We start from the raw sequence: 18559 nt of genomic DNA, 5'->3' as shown, positions 1-18559 counted from the left end.
TTATGGCAAATTTAGTTATGTTTTGCATTTTAGCTGTAGTCATTCTTGGTTCAGCTATCATGTGTGTTCTAACCAAACGCATCATGCGTTCAGCTACATTCCTGCTGTTCGTGTTGTTTGGTGTTGCAGGAATTTATTTCCTTCTTGACTATACGTTCTTAGGTGCAGCACAGATTTCTGTCTATGCCGGTGGTATCACGATTATGTATATCTTCGCCATTCAGCTTGTGTCTAAGCGTACGTTGCAAGGTCTTGTTGAGCGTTTCAAGGGTAGCCGTGTTGTCAATGGAATTCTCTTGAGTATTGTTGGTCTTGTGACGGTAGGTTTAGTTCTTATTAAAAACAATTTTTATAATGCAGCGATGCAGGCTACCGACACAGAAGTGCCGATGGAACAGATAGGTACAGCGCTTCTCGGAAGCGACAAGTATCAATATGTGTTGCCTTTCGAATTCATTTCACTGTTCCTGTTGGCATGTATCATTGGTGGTATTATGATTGCAAGAAAGGAGGATAACAAATGAATATCCCTGTAGAATGTTATCTCGTGCTCAGCACACTTTTGTTCTTCATTGGTGTCTTTGGCTTTGTTACGCGTCGCAACTTGGTTGCCATGCTTATTTCTGTTGAGCTTGTGTTGAACTCTGTAGACTTGAACTTTGCAGTTTTCAACCGTCTCCTTTTCCCCGGACAGCTTGAAGGTTTCTTCTTCACGTTGTTCTCTATAGGAGTCAGTGCGGCAGAGACGGCAGTGGCACTTGCTATTATTATTAATGTTTACCGTAACTACCATAGTGATCAGGTGAACAGTATTGAAAACATGAAATTCTAAAAGAGATGGAATACAGTTATGCATTTTTAATACTTCTTCTGCCTTTCCTGAGCTTCTTGGTTCTGGGACTCTTGGGCATGAAGATGAAGAAGCAGGTAGCTGGTCTTATCGGTACAATCATGTTGGGCAGCCTTTTTGCAATGTCTGTCTATACAGCCTATGAGTATTTCTTTGTCATCGGACGGGATGCTGCCACAGGTATGTACCCGACAGTTACTGTTTTCAATTTTACCTGGTTGAAGTTTACTGAACTGCTTACTTTCAATATCGGATTTCGTCTGACGCCTATCAGTGTGATGATGTTGATTGTGATTACAACGGTAAGTTTCATGGTTCACATCTATTCTTTCGGTTACATGGCTGAGCGTGACGAGCATTATAAGTTTGAGGAATACGAACATGGTTTTCAGCGTTTCTATGCTTATCTGTCACTCTTCACAATGAGTATGCTGGGCTTGGTGGTTGCTACAAACATCTTCCAGATGTATATGTTCTGGGAACTTGTGGGCGTTTGTTCTTACCTCTTGATTGGTTTCTATTATCCAAAGCATGCGGCTGTGCATGCCTCTAAGAAGGCATTCATTGTTACACGCTTTGCCGATCTGTTCTTCCTCATTGGTATTCTGTTCTTCAGTTTCTATGTTGGCACGTTCAACTACGACCTGAATGCAAATCCTGAACTGATTGGTAAGCTTGCAAGTGTGGCTAAAGAATATGCTTGGGTGCTTCCAACAGCCTTGTTCCTGATGTTCATTGGTGGTGCAGGTAAGAGTGCCATGTTCCCGCTTCACATCTGGTTGCCGGATGCAATGGAAGGCCCAACGCCTGTTTCAGCACTTATCCATGCTGCAACCATGGTTGTTGCCGGTGTTTATCAGGTAGCAAGTCTCTTCCCAATCTGGGTAGAATATGCCCCCGAACAACTTCACTGGGTAGCTTATATAGCAGCTTTCACCGCTTTCTATGCCGCAGCTGTTGCTTGTGCACAGCGCGATATTAAGCGTGGCTTGGCTTTCTCAACGATTTCCCAGATTGCCTATATGCTTGTAGCTTTGGGTGTTTGTTATGCTCTTGACAACCATGAAGGTGGTCTCGGCTATATGGCAAGTATGTTCCACTTGTTCACACATGCCATGTTCAAGGCTCTCTTGTTCCTTTGCTCCGGTGCTATCATTGTGATTATCGGAAGCAACTTCAAGGAATATATGGGTGGACTCCACAAGTATATGCCTATCACGAATGCCTGTTTCCTTATTGGTTGTATTGCAATCAGTGGTGTATGGCCGTTCGCAGGTTTCTTCTCAAAGGACGAAATTGTGTCTGCCTGCTTTGAGTTCTCTCCATTCCTTGGCTGGTTTATGACCCTTGTTTCGGGAATGACAGCATTCTATATGTTCCGTCTCTACTATGTTATTTTCTGGGGACAAAGCTATTATGAGCTTGATCCGGAGAACCGCAAGCGTCCTGCAGAGGTACCTTTCGTTATGTGGGGTCCATTGGTTTTCCTTGCTGTTATCTCAATTTTTGCAGGTTGGATTCCATTCGGACACTTCGTTTCAGCAACAGGCCAATCCATGGAAATCGGTTTGCAACATTTTGAATTCTCAAGTGTGGCATGGTTCAGTCTCTTGGCAGCAGCCATTGGTATTGGATTGGCTACATGGATGTATCTCCCCAAGTACAATCCTGTTCCAGACATGTTGCAGAAGAAGATGCCACGTCTTCACAAGGCAGCGCTCAACCGTTTCTATATTGATGATGCATGGCAGTTCTTCACGCACAAGATTGTGTTCAATTGTTTCTCTAAACCAATTGCATGGTTCGATCGTCATGTTATTGACGGTACGTTCAACTTCATGGCATGGGGTGCTCAGGAAGCTGGTGAGACTATCCGTCCTTGGCAGAGTGGCGATGTCCGTTCATACGCTTCATGGTTCCTTACAGGTACCATTGCATTGACACTGATCTTGCTTTGTATTTTCAGCTAATGAATCATGAACATGAATAAAGACAAGTAAAAAATGAGTATATTAACATTATTTGTAGTAATTCCAGTCCTGATGCTTGTTGGTCTTTGGCTTTCAAAGAACGATAATCAGGTACGTGGCGTGATGGTTGTCGGTGCTACCGCATTGCTTGGCCTTTCAATCTGGCTCACTGTCACATTTATTCAGATGCGCAATGCCGGCAACACCGATTTGATGTTGTTTACCTATAGCGTTCCTTGGTTTGCTCCATTGAATATAGCCTACAGTGTGGGTGTAGACGGTATCTCTGTAGTGATGATACTTCTGTCTGCGGTCATCGTTTTCACAGGAACTTTTGCATCATGGCAACTTGAACCGATGAAGAAAGAATATTTCCTTTGGTTTGTTCTTTTGAGCATTGGTGTGTTCGGATTCTTTATTTCGACCGACCTTTTCACCATGTTTATGTTCTATGAGGTAGCCTTGATACCAATGTATCTCCTTATCGGTGTATGGGGAACAGGGCCTAAGGAGTATGCCGCCATGAAACTTACATTGATGCTCATGGGTGGTAGTGCGTTGTTGGTTATCGGTATTCTTGGCATCTACTACTTCAGTGGTGCCACCACAATGAATATCAATGAGATTGCAGCTCTGCACAATATTCCTGTATCTGTTCAGAAAGTGTTCTTCCCATTCATCTTCATTGGTTTCGGTGTGTTGGGTGCTTTGTTCCCATTCCATACATGGTCACCCGACGGTCATGCATCAGCTCCGACGGCAGTATCTATGCTTCATGCCGGAGTGTTGATGAAACTTGGTGGATATGGTTGTTTCCGTATTGCCATGTATCTGCTTCCTGAAGCAGCACAGGAGCTTTCTTGGATATTCCTTATCCTTACCACCTGTTCTGTGGTTTATGGTGCACTTTCAGCTTGTGTACAGACCGACTTGAAGTATATCAATGCTTATTCGTCAGTTTCCCACTGTGGTATGGTGCTCTTTGCACTTTGCATGATGACCCAGACTGCTATCACGGGAGCTGTTCTTCAGATGCTTTCTCATGGTTTGATGACGGCATTGTTCTTTGCTTGCATCGGTATGATTTATCACCGTGCCGGCACACGTGATGTCCGCTATCTCGGTGGATTGATGAAAGTTTTACCTTTCCTCTCTGTGTCTTATGTTGTGGCTGGTCTTGCCAATCTTGGTCTGCCAGGTTTCTCTGGCTTCGTTGCTGAGATGACAATTTTCGTTGGTTCGTTCCAGAATGGCGATATGTTCCATCGTGTCTGCACCATCATTGCTTGTTCTTCAATCGTAGTAACAGCAGTTTACATCCTGCGTGTTGTCGGTAAAATCCTTTTCCAGAAGGTTGCCAATCCCAAGTTCTTCGAACTTCATGATGCTACATGGGACGAGCGTTTTGCCATTGGAGGTCTGATTTTCTGTGTTGCAGGTCTGGGTATGTTCCCTCTCTGGGCAAACAATATCATCAGCGATTCTGTTGGTCCTATCATCAATCATATCCTTGGTACAACGGTTGCTGCACTGTAATGTAGATTATAAATGATAAAGAATAAAGATTTATGATGAATATAGATTATAGTCAATTTCTAAGCATGATACCCGAAGTGACACTCGTGGCACTTCTGATTATCATCTTCATTGCAGACTTTGCGACCGCTCAGCGTGTTGTTTTGCCTAATGCCGAAAGCAAGGCAGTATCGCCACGTGCGTGGTTCAATCCATTGGTTTGCTTGTTGATGACCGTGCATATTGTCATCAATATTTTCCCTGTAACCGCTGCTACTGCTTTTGGCAACATGTATTATACAACGCCTGCTATCGGAGTCATCAAGACCATTCTTGCCTTGGGTGCACTCATTGTGCTCATTCAGAGTCGTGAGTGGCTGTCTCGTCCCGATACACAGTTCAAGGAGGGCGAGTTCTACATGCTGCTGATTTCAACCTTGTTAGGTATGAACATGATGGTCAGTGCCAATCACTTCCTGTTGTTCTTCCTCGGTCTTGAAATGGCTTCTGTGCCAATGGCATGCCTCGTAGGACTTGACAAATACCGTCACAATTCGGCAGAAGCAGCTGCTAAGTTCATCTTGACAGCTACCTTCTCAAGTGGTGTGATGCTCTTTGGTATTTCGTTCCTCTATGGCGCTATGGGAACTCTCTATTTCGACGACCTTGCCATGAAGATGCAGGCAACACCGCTTACTATAACAGGTATGGTGTTCTTCTTCAGTGGGTTGGGGTTCAAGTTGTCTTTGGTTCCTTTCCATTTCTGGACAGCCGACACCTATCAAGGTGCTCCTACAACTGTCACCGGCTATCTTTCTGTTGTCAGTAAGGGTGCTGCAGCCTTTGCGTTGTGCGCCATTCTGATGAAAGTGTTTGCCCCGATGGTTGAATATTGGCAGTATCTTCTGTTCATAGTCATCGTGCTTTCTATCACGATTGCCAACCTCTTTGCCATTCGTCAGCGTGACTTGAAGCGCTTCATGGCCTTCAGTTCTATTTCTCAGGCGGGTTATATTGTGTTGGCACTTATCGGCAATTCTGCCATGAGCTTCACGGCTTTGAGTTTCTATGTGCTTATTTATGTTGCAGCTAACATGGCCGTTTTCTCGGTTATCAGCAGCATCGAAGAGCATAATAACGGCGTGGTTGACATGGAAGGCTACAATGGTCTTTACAAAACCAATCCACGTTTGGCCTTCTTGATGACACTTGCACTGTTCTCCCTGGGTGGCATTCCTCCATTTGCAGGTATGTTCAGCAAGTTCTTCGTATTCATGGCCGCTGTGAAAGGAGCATCAATCAGCACGACAGCCGGCTCACTTGCCTATGCAGTCGTATTCATTGCGTTGGTCAACACTGTAGTGAGTCTCTACTACTATCTGCTGATTGTCAAGGCGATGTATATCAAGCACAACGAAAATCCACTGCCAACCTTCAAGAGTGCTTCAAGCACTAAGCTGGCTTTGGCGATCTGCACTGCAGGTATCCTCCTCTTTGGTGTATGCAGTATGGTGTATGAATGGATTGACAGTGCGACCATGGCATCTCTATAATTAGTCGCCCCTTAAAAAGGAGTATAATTACTTATAAATCCTTGAAATAACCCCTTTTTAAGGGGCACGACTAATTACTTGATTATACCCGACAAACATTTTCCGCATATAAAATTAAAGGGCTAAAATCCTCGTTTGGATTTCAGCCCTTTTTGTTACTTTTATTTTTTGTTTCGACAACAAAACATCTTCAACATGCACAAAAGTACACGTTTTAGTGGGAAAAACTAAAATTCTATACGTTGTGAAATAAAGTTTCATCCGTATGAAACTACAGTTTCATGCGAATGGAAATAAAGTTTCATACGGTTGGAAATAAATTTGCATACGGGAGAAAAAATATTTTCATACGTATTAAAATAAATTTATATACGGTTGAAAATTTATGGGAATACGGGAAGAAATTTTGAGGCATACGGAAGGAGATAAATTTTCTCCCGCAAGGAAATAAATTTCTTTGCGGGAGAAAAAATATTTTCATACGGGAAGAAATAAATTTATATACGGGAAGAAATAAATTCATTATCGAACAGCAATAAAGAAACAATTTGGCAAAGCATCAGCCTGAGCGATACTTTTCCGGACCTCATCTTTGGTTATTTTCTATTTTTGCATTACCTTTGCCAAAGATTATGAAACAGTTAAAGACTACCCTTACAGCTATTTTTGTATGTGCAACAGGCGTCACGTCGCAAGCGCAACTCCTAAAGATGTTCCCTGCAAACAGAACGCTTAGTATCACCGAGCAATATACCGACAGTTTGAAAGCTGTGCAATTGCGCCTTGCCGGAGAAACTTTCGACAGTACGCCGACGCTTAAAAGCAGCTATGCCTCACTCTTCTTGCCGCCAACATTCTACAAGGGAGTGAGTCGTAGGGCCTTCACTTTCGATGCGGTCGACACTACGGTACGCACAGCATTGATTGACCACGCATTGCTCAACATCTACCTTTCCCGTCCGGACCTCGTCAAAAACACGGAAAGCCGGCTTGAAGCAGTCGGTCCGGTGCGCGAAGTGCACAAAGCCATCAAACCCACCGTCCGCCAACTTCCGGTGAATACGGTTTCTGAAACGGTCGTCCCTACCCCTCAACCCGACGACTACGGCATCAAAATCTACAAGCCTCGCTTCTGGAGTTACGCAGGAGATTATTATCTTCAATTCATTCAGAACTTTGTATCGGGCAATTGGTATAAAGGTGGCGAGAGTAACTATAGCATGGTAGGTGCAGTGACCATGCAAGCTAACTACAATAACAAGCAGAAAGTGAAATGGGATAATAAGCTTGAGATGAAATTAGGCTTGCAGACTTCGCGCAGTGACGACTTACACAAGCTCAAGACGAGCGAGGATTTGCTGCGCTACACGGGTAAGCTGGGCTTTCAAGCCACGAAGAGATGGTACTATACCGTGCAACTCATTGTCAATACCCAGTTCATGCGAGGCTATAAGAACAACGATCCCCTTGTCTACAGTGATTTCCTTAGTCCGGTCAACACTAACCTCTCTGTTGGTATGGATTACAATGTGTCATGGTTCGACAAGCGTCTCACGGGCACTATTCACCTTGCTCCGGCAGCCTATAACTTCAGATACGTCGGACGATTGGCACTGAGTAAACGCTACGGACTCGGCGAAGGAGAGCATACACTGCACGATCTCGGTTCGGAATGTACGCTTGACTTGGCTTGGAACTTCAGTGAAATGATCAGATGGAAGACCCGACTCTACGGCTACACCACTTATCGACGCGGTGAGATTGAATGGGAGAATACGCTCGTCTTCCGCTTCAATCGCTATATCAGCAGCAACATCTTCATCTATCCTCGCTTTGACGATGGCGTTTCTCCCGACGACCACTACGGTTATTGGCAAATCAAAGAGTATGCAAGCCTTGGCTTTTCTTATTCTTTCTGATGGAAACACTTGTCGATTTCGCAAAAAAAAGGTAAATTTGCACGTCGAATACATAAAAACAAAAGAATTGTGGCTGAAACAAAGTATATCTTCGTCACCGGCGGCGTAGTCTCCTCACTGGGAAAAGGAATCATCAGTGCCTCCATCGGTAAGCTTCTGCAGGCCAGAGGCTACAATATAACCATTCAAAAGTTCGATCCCTACATCAATATCGACCCCGGAACGCTCAATCCCTATGAACACGGCGAGTGCTATGTCACTGTTGATGGTATGGAAACCGACCTTGACTTGGGACACTATGAGCGTTTCACCGGCATTCAGACCACCAAAGCCAATAGCATGACGACTGGCCGCATCTATAAGGCTGTCATAGACAAAGAGCGTCGTGGAGATTATTTGGGAAAAACCATCCAAGTAGTGCCCCATATCACCGATGAAATTAAGCGCAACATCAAACTTCTCGGGCAGAAATACCACTACGATTTCGTTATCACTGAAATCGGAGGTACCATCGGCGACATTGAGAGTGCCCCCTTTATGGAGGCCATACGTCAGATGAAATGGGAATTGGGAAAGCGTGCCATCAATATTCATCTGACTTACGTACCATATCTCAAGGCAGCCGGAGAACTCAAAACAAAGCCTACACAACATAGTGTCAAGGAACTGCAGAGCATAGGTATTCAACCTGATATTCTTGTTTTGCGCACAGAAAAGAATTTGAATGATGCCATTAGAAAGAAAGTTGCGGCATTCTGTAATGTAGACTTCGATTGTGTGGTACAAAGCGAGGATTTGCCATCGATTTATGAAGTACCCGTAAACATGCAGAACCAAAGACTCGACGAAGCTATCCTGCGTAAAGTGGGTGAGCCTATCGGTAAAACTCCGACACTGGGTCCATGGAAAGAATTCATAGAACGTAGGAAGCATGCCAAAGAAATCATTAATATAGGGTTGGTGGGAAAATACGATTTACAAGACGCTTACAAGAGTATCCGCGAAAGTCTGTCCCACGCCGGCACCTACAACGACCATAAGGTCAATATTAGCTTCATCAATTCCGAAGCGATAACCGAAGCTAACGTGGCCGACAAGCTGGCCGGTCAAGACGGTATCATGATTTGTCCGGGCTTCGGACAGCGGGGAATAGAGGGAAAAGTGATTGCAGCTCACTATACCCGTACGCATGATATACCCACCTTCGGTATTTGTTTAGGTATGCAAATGATGGTTGTTGAGTTTGCACGCAATGTGCTGGGCTATGCTGATGCCAACAGTCGAGAGATGGATGAGAAGACATCCCACAATGTTATCGACATCATGGAAGAACAGAAGAATATCTCCAACATGGGTGGAACGATGCGTTTGGGAGCTTATGAATGTGTACTGAAACAGGGAAGTCGCGTTTTCGATATTTATAAGAAAGAAAATATTCAAGAACGCCACCGTCATCGCTATGAGTTCAATAATGAATACCAAGCTGAATTTGAAAAGCATGGCATGAAATGCGTGGGCAAGAACCCGGAGAGCGATTTGGTTGAGATTGTTGAAATCCCAAGCCTGAAGTGGTATATCGGCACACAATATCATCCGGAATATCAATCTACCGTCCTCAAACCTCATCCTTTGTTTGTGGACTTTGTGAAAACGACAATAGCAAATAAGAAAAAATAAATGGATAAGAACAACATCATCGGGTTTCTGCTCATTGCGGTTGTCCTGATAGGCTTTAGTTGGTATAACCAACCTTCAGCCGAAGAACAACGTGCCGCCTTTGTGCAGGACTCTATTGCACAGAGTAAAAAAAGTCTATCGGAGAATGCAACTCGAATAGCACAGCAACAAAGACAACAAGCAGCAAGACAAAAGGTATTGGAAGATACGACTTCCTTATTCCATAACGCACTGACAGGAAATGTTCGGAGGATTGTGCTAAAAAACAAAAGGGTTGAATTGACATTCAGTACCAAGGGAGCAACCGTAGAAAAAGCTATCATTAAAGGATATGTTGGCCATAATATAAAAGTCAAAAATGGAGCGGCTGACCAAAAAAACGTTACACTTTTTGATGAGACGAATCAAAGCCTGAGCTACATATTCAGCACCAAAGAAGCCAATATCAATACGGCTGATCTCTATTTCGAGCCCTCTAATATAACCGACTCCACCATAACTTTTACAGCCAAGGCTGGTGAAGGGCAGACCTTAACAATGAAATATCTATTGGGTAGCGACTATTTGCTCCGCATGCAGATGAGCGTACAAGGAATGGCTGGACTTTTTGCTCCAAGTATGCAGACTATTGACGTAGATTGGAAAGACAAGGTACGTCAACAGGAAAGAGGATTCTCTTTTGAAAACCGATATGCTACGCTCACTTATCATAAGACCGAAGGCGGAACGGATTATCTCAATGAGGGCAAAGAAGTCATTGATGAGGCTATCAAGGATAAGACAGACTGGGTAGCTTTCAAGAACCAGTTCTTCAGTGCTGTGATGATTTCTGGTTCGGGCTTTCAGGAGAACGCTCTGATGACCTCTATCCCCCAATCGAAGGCAAGTGGCTATCTAAAGGAGTATCAAGCTAAACTCAAAACATCTTTCGATCCGACGGGTAAGCAGGCTTCTGAATTTGAGTTTTATTATGGTCCCAACGACTTCCGCCTTTTGCAGAAGATGGAGAAAGAAAGTCATTTCGGAAAAGACCTGCAGTTACAACGCCTTGTTTATCTAGGCTGGCCACTCTTCCGCATCATCAATCGATGGTTTACGCTCTACGTGTTTGACTTCCTCACAAGCATGAATATCAATATGGGTATCGTTCTCATCTTAATTACTCTTCTCCTAAAGCTTCTCACTTACCCAATGGTAAAGAAGAGCTATATGAGCAGTGCCAAGATGCGTGTACTGAAACCGAAACTTGATGAAGCTACGAAACAGTTTGACAAGCCCGAAGATCAAATGCAGAAACAACAAGCCATGATGGCCGAATATGCCAAATATGGCGTGAGCCCACTCTCGGGTTGTCTGCCCACACTCATTCAGGCACCCATTTGGATTGCGATGTTCAACTTCGTTCCAAATGCTATTCAACTACGTGGTGAGAGCTTCCTATGGATAAATGACCTCAGTACCTATGACCCGGTTTGGGAATGGAGCCACAATATCTGGCTCATTGGCGATCACTTGAGTCTGACATGTATCCTCTTCTGTGTCGCCAACGTGCTCTACACCGTGATGACCATGCGTCAGCAGAAAGACCAGATGGTAGGACAGCAAGCAGATCAGATGAAGATGATGCAATGGATGATGTTCCTGATGCCCGTGATGTTCTTCTTCATGTTCAACGACTATAGCGCCGGTCTGAACTTCTATTATTTCGTTAGCCTCTTTTTCAGTGCTGCCATCATGTGGACACTCCGCAAAACAACCAACGACAAAAAGCTACTTGCACTGCTTGAGAAACGTTATCAGGAGAACAAGGCTAATCCAAAGAAGCAAAGCGGACTGGCTGCTCGCTTGCAAGCTATCCAAGAAATACAAAAGAAGCAGCAAGAAGAGTTGCACCGTAAACAAGAAGAATTGAATAAAAAGAAGCGAGGACTCTAACAAACAGATAACCACAGATTCGCCAAAAGGCTATGCCCACAATTGACGAGTCTGTGTTTTTTCAGTTGTATACAATGAATAAAAGTATTGTTATTGCGATGATGGCAGGACTACTGACCACTTCGCCTAAAACGAATGCACAAGCGATGATAGGCCCCAACAACTTGAACCTCCAATCCGACCTGATGACACCGGAAGCCTTATGGGGCATGGGACGTATCGGTGCCTCGTCTGCTTCTCCCGATGGCAAACAGATTGTATATCAAGTATCCTATTATAGTGTTGAACAAAACAAGAGCCACACGATGCTCTTTGTCCAAAATATCAATGGCAAGAATAGGGTTCAACTTACACAAGATACTAAAAACGAAAGTGATGCTGTTTGGATAGAAGGCGGACGGAAGATTGCTTTCTTGCGTGGTGGCGAAATATGGACAATGACACCCGAGGGTAAGGACCGCAGACAGCTTACGAAAACAAAAGGGAGTATTGAAGGCTTTGTTTTCTCACCCGACGGTAGTAAAGTGATCATGATTAAAAGTATTCCCTACCATGGGACCATCAGAGAGACCCCTGTCGACCTACCGAAAGCAACAGGAAGACTCATCACCGATATGAACTACCGTCATTGGGATCATTATGTAGAGACCATAGCTCACCCTTTTGTGGCCAATGTTACGCCGGATGGTATAAGCAATGAAAAAGACATCATGGCTGGAGAACCTTATGAATCACCTGTGGCTCCGTTCGGAGGTATAGAACAGATGGCTTGGAGTACAGATTCTAAGCGGATAGCCTATACCAGTCGCAAGAAAGAAGGGCCGCAATATGCTATCTCCACAGACACGGACATCTATCTTTATGACCTTACAACCGGCAAGACCGTCAATCTCTGCAAGCCTGCAGACTATACCGCCCCTCAAGTCAATGCAACCAAGACGATGAGAAACCAACAGGTCAACTTGCAAAAGGGAGATATGCAAGTGGGCTATGACGTTAATCCAAAGTTCTCGCCCGACGGCAGGTTCATTGCATGGCAGAGTATGGCGCACGACGGCTATGAGAGCGATCTCAACAGGCTTTGCATTATGGAACTGAGCACAGGCAAGAAGCAATACCTCGTCAACAAAAACAATTTCGACAGCAACGTTGATGATTATGTATGGGCCAACGACAGCAAGAGTGTTTATTTCCTCGGTTGTTGGCATGCCTGCGTAAATGTCTATCAGGCAACGCTCAATGGTAAAGTGCTGCAACTCACAGACGGCTGGTATGATTATGGAAGCATCAAACCATTGGGGAATACCAAGAACCTGCTTGTCTCTCGCCACTCGATGCTTCAGCCCGACGATCTCTACCTGCTCACGCTTTCGAAGACTGAGAAGAAGAGCAAGCTCGTGCCGCTGACTTTTGAGAACGAACACATTCTCGACCAGTTGGCCATGCCCAAACTGCAACAGCGTTGGGTGAAAACCACTGACGGGAAAGAGGAATTGGTTTGGATTGTCCTGCCTCCTCACTTTGATGCTAACAAGAAGTACCCTACCCTACTCTTCTGCGAAGGCGGTCCGCAAAGCCCCGTCAGTCAGTTCTGGAGCTATCGCTGGAACTTCTTCATCATGGCTGCTCACGGTTATGTCGTCGTGGCACCCAACCGCCGTGGGCTTCCCGGCTTCGGTAGCGAATGGAACGAAGCTGTCAGCGGCGACTGGACGGGGCAATGCATGGACGACTACCTGAGTGCCATCGACGACGCTACGAACAATCTTCCTTTCGTAGACAAAGACCGACTGGGGTGCATCGGTGCAAGTTTCGGCGGCTTTTCCGTCTACTATCTTGCGGGACATCACAACAAGCGTTTCAAGGCATTCATCGCTCACGACGGTGCTTTCAACCTTGAAAGCATGTACACCGACACCGAGGAAGCATGGTTCAGCAATTGGGAATACGACGACGCCTATTGGAACAAAGACCAGAGCGAGCGGGCCAAAAGAACCTACGAGAACAGTCCGCATCGCTTTGTCGACAAATGGGACACGCCTATCCTCGTCATTCACGGAGAGAAAGACTATCGCATCAACGCCAACCAAGGCATGGGTGCTTTCAATGCGGCACGAATGCGGGGCATTCCCGCAGAGCTGCTGCTCTTCCCCGACGAGAACCATTGGGTATTGAAGCCACAAAACGGTATCCTGTGGCAGCGTACCTTCTTCAATTGGCTTGACAAGTGGTTGAAACAATAACGCTAATATAAATAAGAACTCAAAAGAATATGACAGCACTCATAAGAAAAAAACTAAACGACAGTGCCGGAGCACGCTGGACAGCGCTCATCATCGTAGCCTTCACCATGATGATGGGCTATTTCATCACTGACGTAATGTCGCCGCTCGAAGTCTTGCTCGAAACCCCGAAAGCACAAGGCGGCCTCGGTTGGACGTCGAGCGACTACGGCTTCTTTGCCGGCAGCTACGGACTCATCAACGTGTTCCTCCTCATGCTCTTCTTCGGCGGACTCATCTTAGACAAGATGGGCATTCGCTTCACCGGCGTGATGGCCAGCGGACTGATGGTGGTCGGCGTCTTCATCAAGTATATCGGCGTTTCCACCGACTTCGGCGATACGATGTTCACGCTCGGCTTCATAGACTTCTCCCTACCCATGTCAGCCGCCGTGGCCTCATTGGGTTACGCCATCTTCGGTGTAGGCTGTGAGATTTGCGGTATTACCATCTCGAAGGTCATCACCAAATGGTTCACGGGCCACGAGTTGGCACTTGCCATGGGCGTACAAGTAGGCCTTGCACGATTGGGCACCACGGCTGCCATGGCCGGTTCGCTGCCTTTTGCCAAGGCTTTCGGCAACCAAGTAAGCGCATCGGTGCTGTTAGGCATGGTGCTGCTGATTATCGGTTTCCTTGCCTTCATCGTCTACACCGTGATGGACAAGAAACTCGACGCATCAGCAGAGGCTATGACACAGGAGGACAAGACAGCCGAAGACGAAGGGTTCCACCTGTCAGACCTGCGGCTCATCTTCACCAACCCCGGCTTCTGGTGCATCACCCTCCTCTGCCTGATGTTCTACAGCGGCGTGTTTCCCTTCCTGAAGTTCGCCACCAAGCTGATGGTCGATAACTACGGCGTGTCCGAGAGCTTCGCAGGCTCCTTGCCCGGCACCATACCCCTCGGCACCATCGGGCTCACCCCGCTCTTCGGCATCATCTACGACCGCATCGGCAAGGGCGCGACCCTCATGATTATCGGAAGCGTGATACTTACCCTCGTGCACTTCATCTTCATGCTCCACGTGCTACCCGTCAGTTGGTTTGCCGTCGTCATGATGATTGTCCTCGGCATCGCCTTCTCTCTGGTTCCGTCAGCCATGTGGCCCAGCGTTCCGAAGATTATCCCACTGAAATACCTCGGCTCGGCCTATGCCATCATCTTCTATATCCAGAACATCGGTCTGAGCCTTATCCCAATGGCCATCGGCCGCATCAACAAAGCCGACCCCACGTTCGTCGGCATGGAGACATTCTTCACATGCTGCGGCATAGCGGCCATCGTCATCGCCGTCGTCCTGCTTGCTATCGACAAGAAGAAAGGCTACGGACTGCAACAGGCCAACGTGAAAAAGTGACAGTATCTCCCTTTGGGAACCTCTACTTAAGGTCCTCGACAACTTCAAGTATAAGTTGTCGAGGACTTTAAGTATAAGTCCTTCGGGACTCTAAGTATAAGTTGTCAAGGACTCTAAGTATAAGTCCTATCCGACTCCTTATATAAGTCCAATCGGACTTCCAATAGAAGTCCAATCCTACCTCCAATGGAAGTCCTGTCCTACTTCCAGTGGAAGTCCTGTCCTACCTCCAATGGAGGTCCAATCGCATTCCCAATGGGAGGACAATCGTATTCCCAATAGGAAGACAACCGTATTCCCAATGGGAAGGCAATCGTGTTTCCAATAGGAAGGCAATCGCATTCCCAATAGGCATTCAAATGATTGTTCTATACGTGAATTCGGTTAAAGAAACTGCTTCAACCGAATTCACGTAATTTATATACGGGAAGAAATAAATTTCTTTGCGGGAAGAAATAAATTTTCTCCCGTATGAAAATAAATTTCTTTGCGGGAGAAAAAATATTTTCTTGCGGGAGAAAATTCACGGGCATACGGGAGGAAATCTTACGGCATACGGAAAGAAATAATATACATCATCTATCAAGCCTGCAAGCTAATTCTTCCTCCCAAAACACTGATTCTAACCCTCAAAAAGAGCGACAGCGTGAGGCAAGCCCGCAAAGCACTTCCTCCCTCCTTTTGGGAGGACTGGGATGTGAGTTTCACTTGTGAGCCGACTCGAGGTCCTCCGTAAACTCGGTTTGTTCGTAACGGTTTCCGTAGTTGTCGGTGGCTACGACACGCACCTTGGCTCCCGGTTTCTTGAGTTTATAGACAAAGTCGTGAGTGGTCAGCGGACTGTAGTTGTTGGGGTTGCGCCCGAGAACACCAATGTGATAGGCCCGCGCCCATGCGTCGCGATTGAAGTAGTCCGCAAACGAAGAGGTCATCTCTCCGCTGTAGGCATCGTCTTCAAACACTTCAACCTTCCAGTTTGTGTCGTAGTTCCAAACGTTGGCTACAATGTAGTCGGCCGACAATTCGTAACCGAAGGAACCGTGGTCCCCTCCCCACGAGCCCGTGCCATGGTGAAGACGGATTTGAAAACTCCTCTCGTATCCCGTGCTCTTGTAGTAGTTGTTCACCACCTTGGTTCCTTTTATCTCGTAGACTTGATACCCGTTAGGAGTGCCTTCGCCACAGATGTTGGAGTGCCACCACGCTCCGCAAGCTGCGCCATGTATGCGCTCGGCGAAACGATAAGGCTGTGTGCCGTGGAAGTTCTCTTGGTAGTGCGTATGACCGGAGAGCAGCAGCAAGTTGGCGTAGCCTTCGAGTAGCTTCATCATCGCAGTGCGGTTCCTGTTGTTCGTCTGTCGCCAAGGTATATGGTAGAAGACAACGATCATCTTGTCTTTCGATATATACTTCAAATCGCTTTCCATCCAGGCCAAAACATCGTCGGTGATGCCTCCCTTATAGTCCTTGGTAGAGTTGTAAAGGATATTGTCAAGGCAGATAAAGTGGACGTCGCCCCGATTGAATGAATAGTTGAGGGGGCCGAAGTTATCGCGGAAGTTCTTCGTTACCTCGTCTCCGGTCTTTCCCGTCTGCTTGTCGTGGTTACCGATGGTCACGAAGAAAGGCATTGACGTAGATTGCAGGAGCACCCTCATGGAATTGGTAAGCTCCTGATGCTTTTCGTCAACAATGTCGCCGAGGCATAGCCCGTAGATGGGAAGTTTGCTGTTCGCGATGGTTTGCCTGACATCGGGCATCGTTTCCGATTTGAATCGCTCTACGTCATGATTGCTCTTCACCTGGGGGTCGGCCATGACAAGCAGGTTAAAGTGGGTCTCGTCACCATTGAGACGGGTAAGTTTGAAGTCGTAGCGTTTCTCTGCCGGTTTGAGAGGCTTGTAGAATGCCGTTGTACTGGCCTTGTAATCCTTTGGAACCGAGTAGTTCACATAGAGTGCTCCGCTCCGGCGTTTCATCTGATACCATCCCTTGGCATCGGTTGCTACACTTTGATAGCCGTCGCTCACTACGACATCAGGCACTCCTTGTCCGCGGTCGTCGGTAATCTGTCCATAGAGGTCGTTTCCGGTTTTGGGTTTGAAAGACTCAGCCCCTCCGCCGGGAGTAGCGGGCGATGGTGTGTCGCTGCCCGAACCGCACGAAGCGACAGGGAAAGTCAGTATGAACAGCACTGACAGTGAAAGGATATTCTTTAGTTTTGTTTTCATATGCTTTGATTTATTTTACTGAAACAATAAGGTCGTCGATAGCGAAGCGCTTGTTTCCCTTGGTCGTGAAGACGAGGCGCGTGTTTCCTGATGCACCTTGAATGGCGAACTTCACTTCTTCCCATTCGCTTCCGCTCTTAGCTTTCTTGTGCAGATAGGCATAAGTGGAGAGCGAAGCCGTTCCCGAGCCTTCGACACTGATGACGAGCTTTCCGCCCTGTTCATCGGGCCACTCGGCCACCTTCAAACTTACCGCTACATCGACATTTTCCGTACCAAGCGCAGCGAAGCTCGGGGTTGCTATCTTTCCAACAGCGCTTCCCGTGCCAATCTTCACGTAGCCGGGCCGTTCATAGACTTTGGTGCCTTCCCATGAGTCGAGTCCCTTGGAAACAAGATAGGAATGGGCCATTGTTGAGAAAAGGTCGTTGGAGCCATCGTGGTTGGGCGTTCGTGGCTGCAGTTCACCGAGCGGAGTGGGTGGAATGTTCTTTCCGTTCTCGTCCTTAACCCATACCGGCATGTTCCCCGGTTTGCCCGCAACGAAGTCTCCTCCATAGATGCAAAGGTCGAAATGTTGTTCGAGAATGATTCTGTCGTTGACTGTGGTGTTAAGGACAACGGGGGCTATCTCTGCCTGATCGGTGCTGACGGTGATGACGAGGCTACCCGACTTGACAGGCTTTCCGCCAAGAGGAACCGACAGCGTTCCTTTGTCGGTGTCGAGCGTGAAGCTTTGATCTTCTGCGGTCAGTCCTTCGGAACCGTCTCCGCTGAAGGCAGTGTGGAGCGTGAGCTTCATACCTTTGTAACCATACTCGTAAGGAATGTTGAGCATGATGCCTGCAACAGAAGTCCCTACTTGCAACGAAGCAGAGAGGCCGATTGCGCCAAAGGCAAAGGGACGGCCTTCCTCTTGCTCGCAATTCACGACGAGTGTCTTTCCACCGGCCGACAAATGAAAGGAAGCCTGTCGAGCGGAGCTTGTGTTCCGGGCTGCCGTGACCACTATCTGTTCGCGCGTCTGTCCGTCTCCCTCGCCACTGCGCTTGCTGAACGAAAGCCAAGGGGCATCGGTTGTAATCTTCCATTCTCCTGTGGCACACACGGTGAACTTCTTACTCGTCTCCGATGAAGAGAACCGCAGTTGGTCATCGCTTCCGAGAAGAACAGTTTCACTATTGTCACTGCAAGCACCCAGTAGCGATAGGAGTGTCATCATGAACACTGCACATTTGAAGATGCTGTATCTTTTCATACTGATTA

12 protein-coding genes are annotated in these 18559 nt (G+C 46.7%); 10 read left to right on the top strand and 2 right to left on the bottom strand.

The features are described 5' to 3' along the window. The first annotated feature begins 2 nt into the window (after positions 1 to 2). The 10 genes from H164_RS0104995 to H164_RS0104950 all read left to right on the top strand — a co-directional run bounded on the left by H164_RS0104995 (position 3) and on the right by H164_RS0104950 (position 15062). The gene (locus H164_RS0104995; RefSeq protein ID WP_025830040.1) at positions 3 to 524 is read left to right on the top strand and encodes an NADH-quinone oxidoreductase subunit J family protein; all 522 of its coding nucleotides are present in this window, start codon (positions 3 to 5) and stop codon (positions 522 to 524) included. Next, a complete protein-coding gene (gene nuoK, locus H164_RS0104990) occupies positions 521 to 832 on the top strand; it encodes an NADH-quinone oxidoreductase subunit NuoK (RefSeq protein ID WP_004372602.1) in 312 nt (103 codons plus the stop codon). Before H164_RS0104995 ends, nuoK begins: the two co-directional genes overlap by 4 nt. Before the next feature lie 5 nt (positions 833 to 837). Beyond that, positions 838 to 2820: an NADH-quinone oxidoreductase subunit L gene (gene nuoL / locus H164_RS0104985; RefSeq protein ID WP_019967596.1), complete on the top strand. Its 1983-nt coding sequence runs from the start codon at positions 838 to 840 to the stop codon at positions 2818 to 2820. A 33-nt stretch (positions 2821 to 2853) separates the two neighbouring features. Further along, positions 2854 to 4356, top strand: coding sequence for a complex I subunit 4 family protein (locus H164_RS0104980; RefSeq protein WP_025830042.1), 1503 nt, complete (start codon positions 2854 to 2856; stop codon positions 4354 to 4356). Between the two features lie 32 nt (positions 4357 to 4388). Beyond that, on the top strand, positions 4389 to 5888 hold the full coding sequence (locus tag H164_RS0104975) for an NADH-quinone oxidoreductase subunit N (protein ID WP_036872864.1): 1500 nt from the start codon (positions 4389 to 4391) through the stop codon (positions 5886 to 5888). A 632-nt stretch (positions 5889 to 6520) separates the two neighbouring features. Continuing rightward, a complete protein-coding gene (locus H164_RS0104970; protein WP_019967593.1) occupies positions 6521 to 7807 on the top strand; it encodes a DUF3078 domain-containing protein in 1287 nt (428 codons plus the stop codon). Positions 7808 to 7876: 69 nt separating this feature from the next. After that, positions 7877 to 9484 (top strand): CTP synthase, encoded by a 1608-nt coding sequence (locus H164_RS0104965; protein ID WP_025830044.1) that lies wholly within the window; start codon positions 7877 to 7879, stop codon positions 9482 to 9484. Then, on the top strand, positions 9485 to 11419 hold the full coding sequence (gene yidC, locus H164_RS0104960) for a membrane protein insertase YidC (protein ID WP_019967591.1): 1935 nt from the start codon (positions 9485 to 9487) through the stop codon (positions 11417 to 11419). It begins immediately after the preceding gene. A gap of 74 nt (positions 11420 to 11493) precedes the next feature. Further along, the gene (locus H164_RS0104955) at positions 11494 to 13662 is read left to right on the top strand and encodes a S9 family peptidase (RefSeq protein WP_019967590.1); all 2169 of its coding nucleotides are present in this window, start codon (positions 11494 to 11496) and stop codon (positions 13660 to 13662) included. 29 nt (positions 13663 to 13691) lie between these two features. Next, complete coding sequence (locus tag H164_RS0104950; protein ID WP_019967589.1) at positions 13692 to 15062, top strand: MFS transporter; 1371 nt, start codon at positions 13692 to 13694, stop codon at positions 15060 to 15062. Positions 15063 to 15766: 704 nt separating this feature from the next. On the opposite strand, the gene H164_RS0104940 is transcribed toward H164_RS0104950, so the two are convergent. Together H164_RS0104940 and H164_RS0104935 are read right to left on the bottom strand one after the other, a co-directional pair. Beyond that, positions 15767 to 17293: a calcineurin-like phosphoesterase C-terminal domain-containing protein gene (locus H164_RS0104940; protein ID WP_019967587.1), complete on the bottom strand. Its 1527-nt coding sequence runs from the start codon at positions 17291 to 17293 to the stop codon at positions 15767 to 15769. A 10-nt stretch (positions 17294 to 17303) separates the two neighbouring features. After that, positions 17304 to 18551: a BACON domain-containing protein gene (locus H164_RS0104935; protein WP_019967586.1), complete on the bottom strand. Its 1248-nt coding sequence runs from the start codon at positions 18549 to 18551 to the stop codon at positions 17304 to 17306. Between the last annotated feature and the right edge of the window lie 8 nt (positions 18552 to 18559).

The organism is Segatella maculosa DSM 19339 = JCM 15638 (assembly GCF_000382385.1).
In the GTDB taxonomy this organism is placed as follows: Bacteria; Bacteroidota; Bacteroidia; order Bacteroidales; family Bacteroidaceae; genus Prevotella; species Prevotella maculosa.
This window is presented reverse-complemented; position numbering and strand designations above follow the sequence as displayed.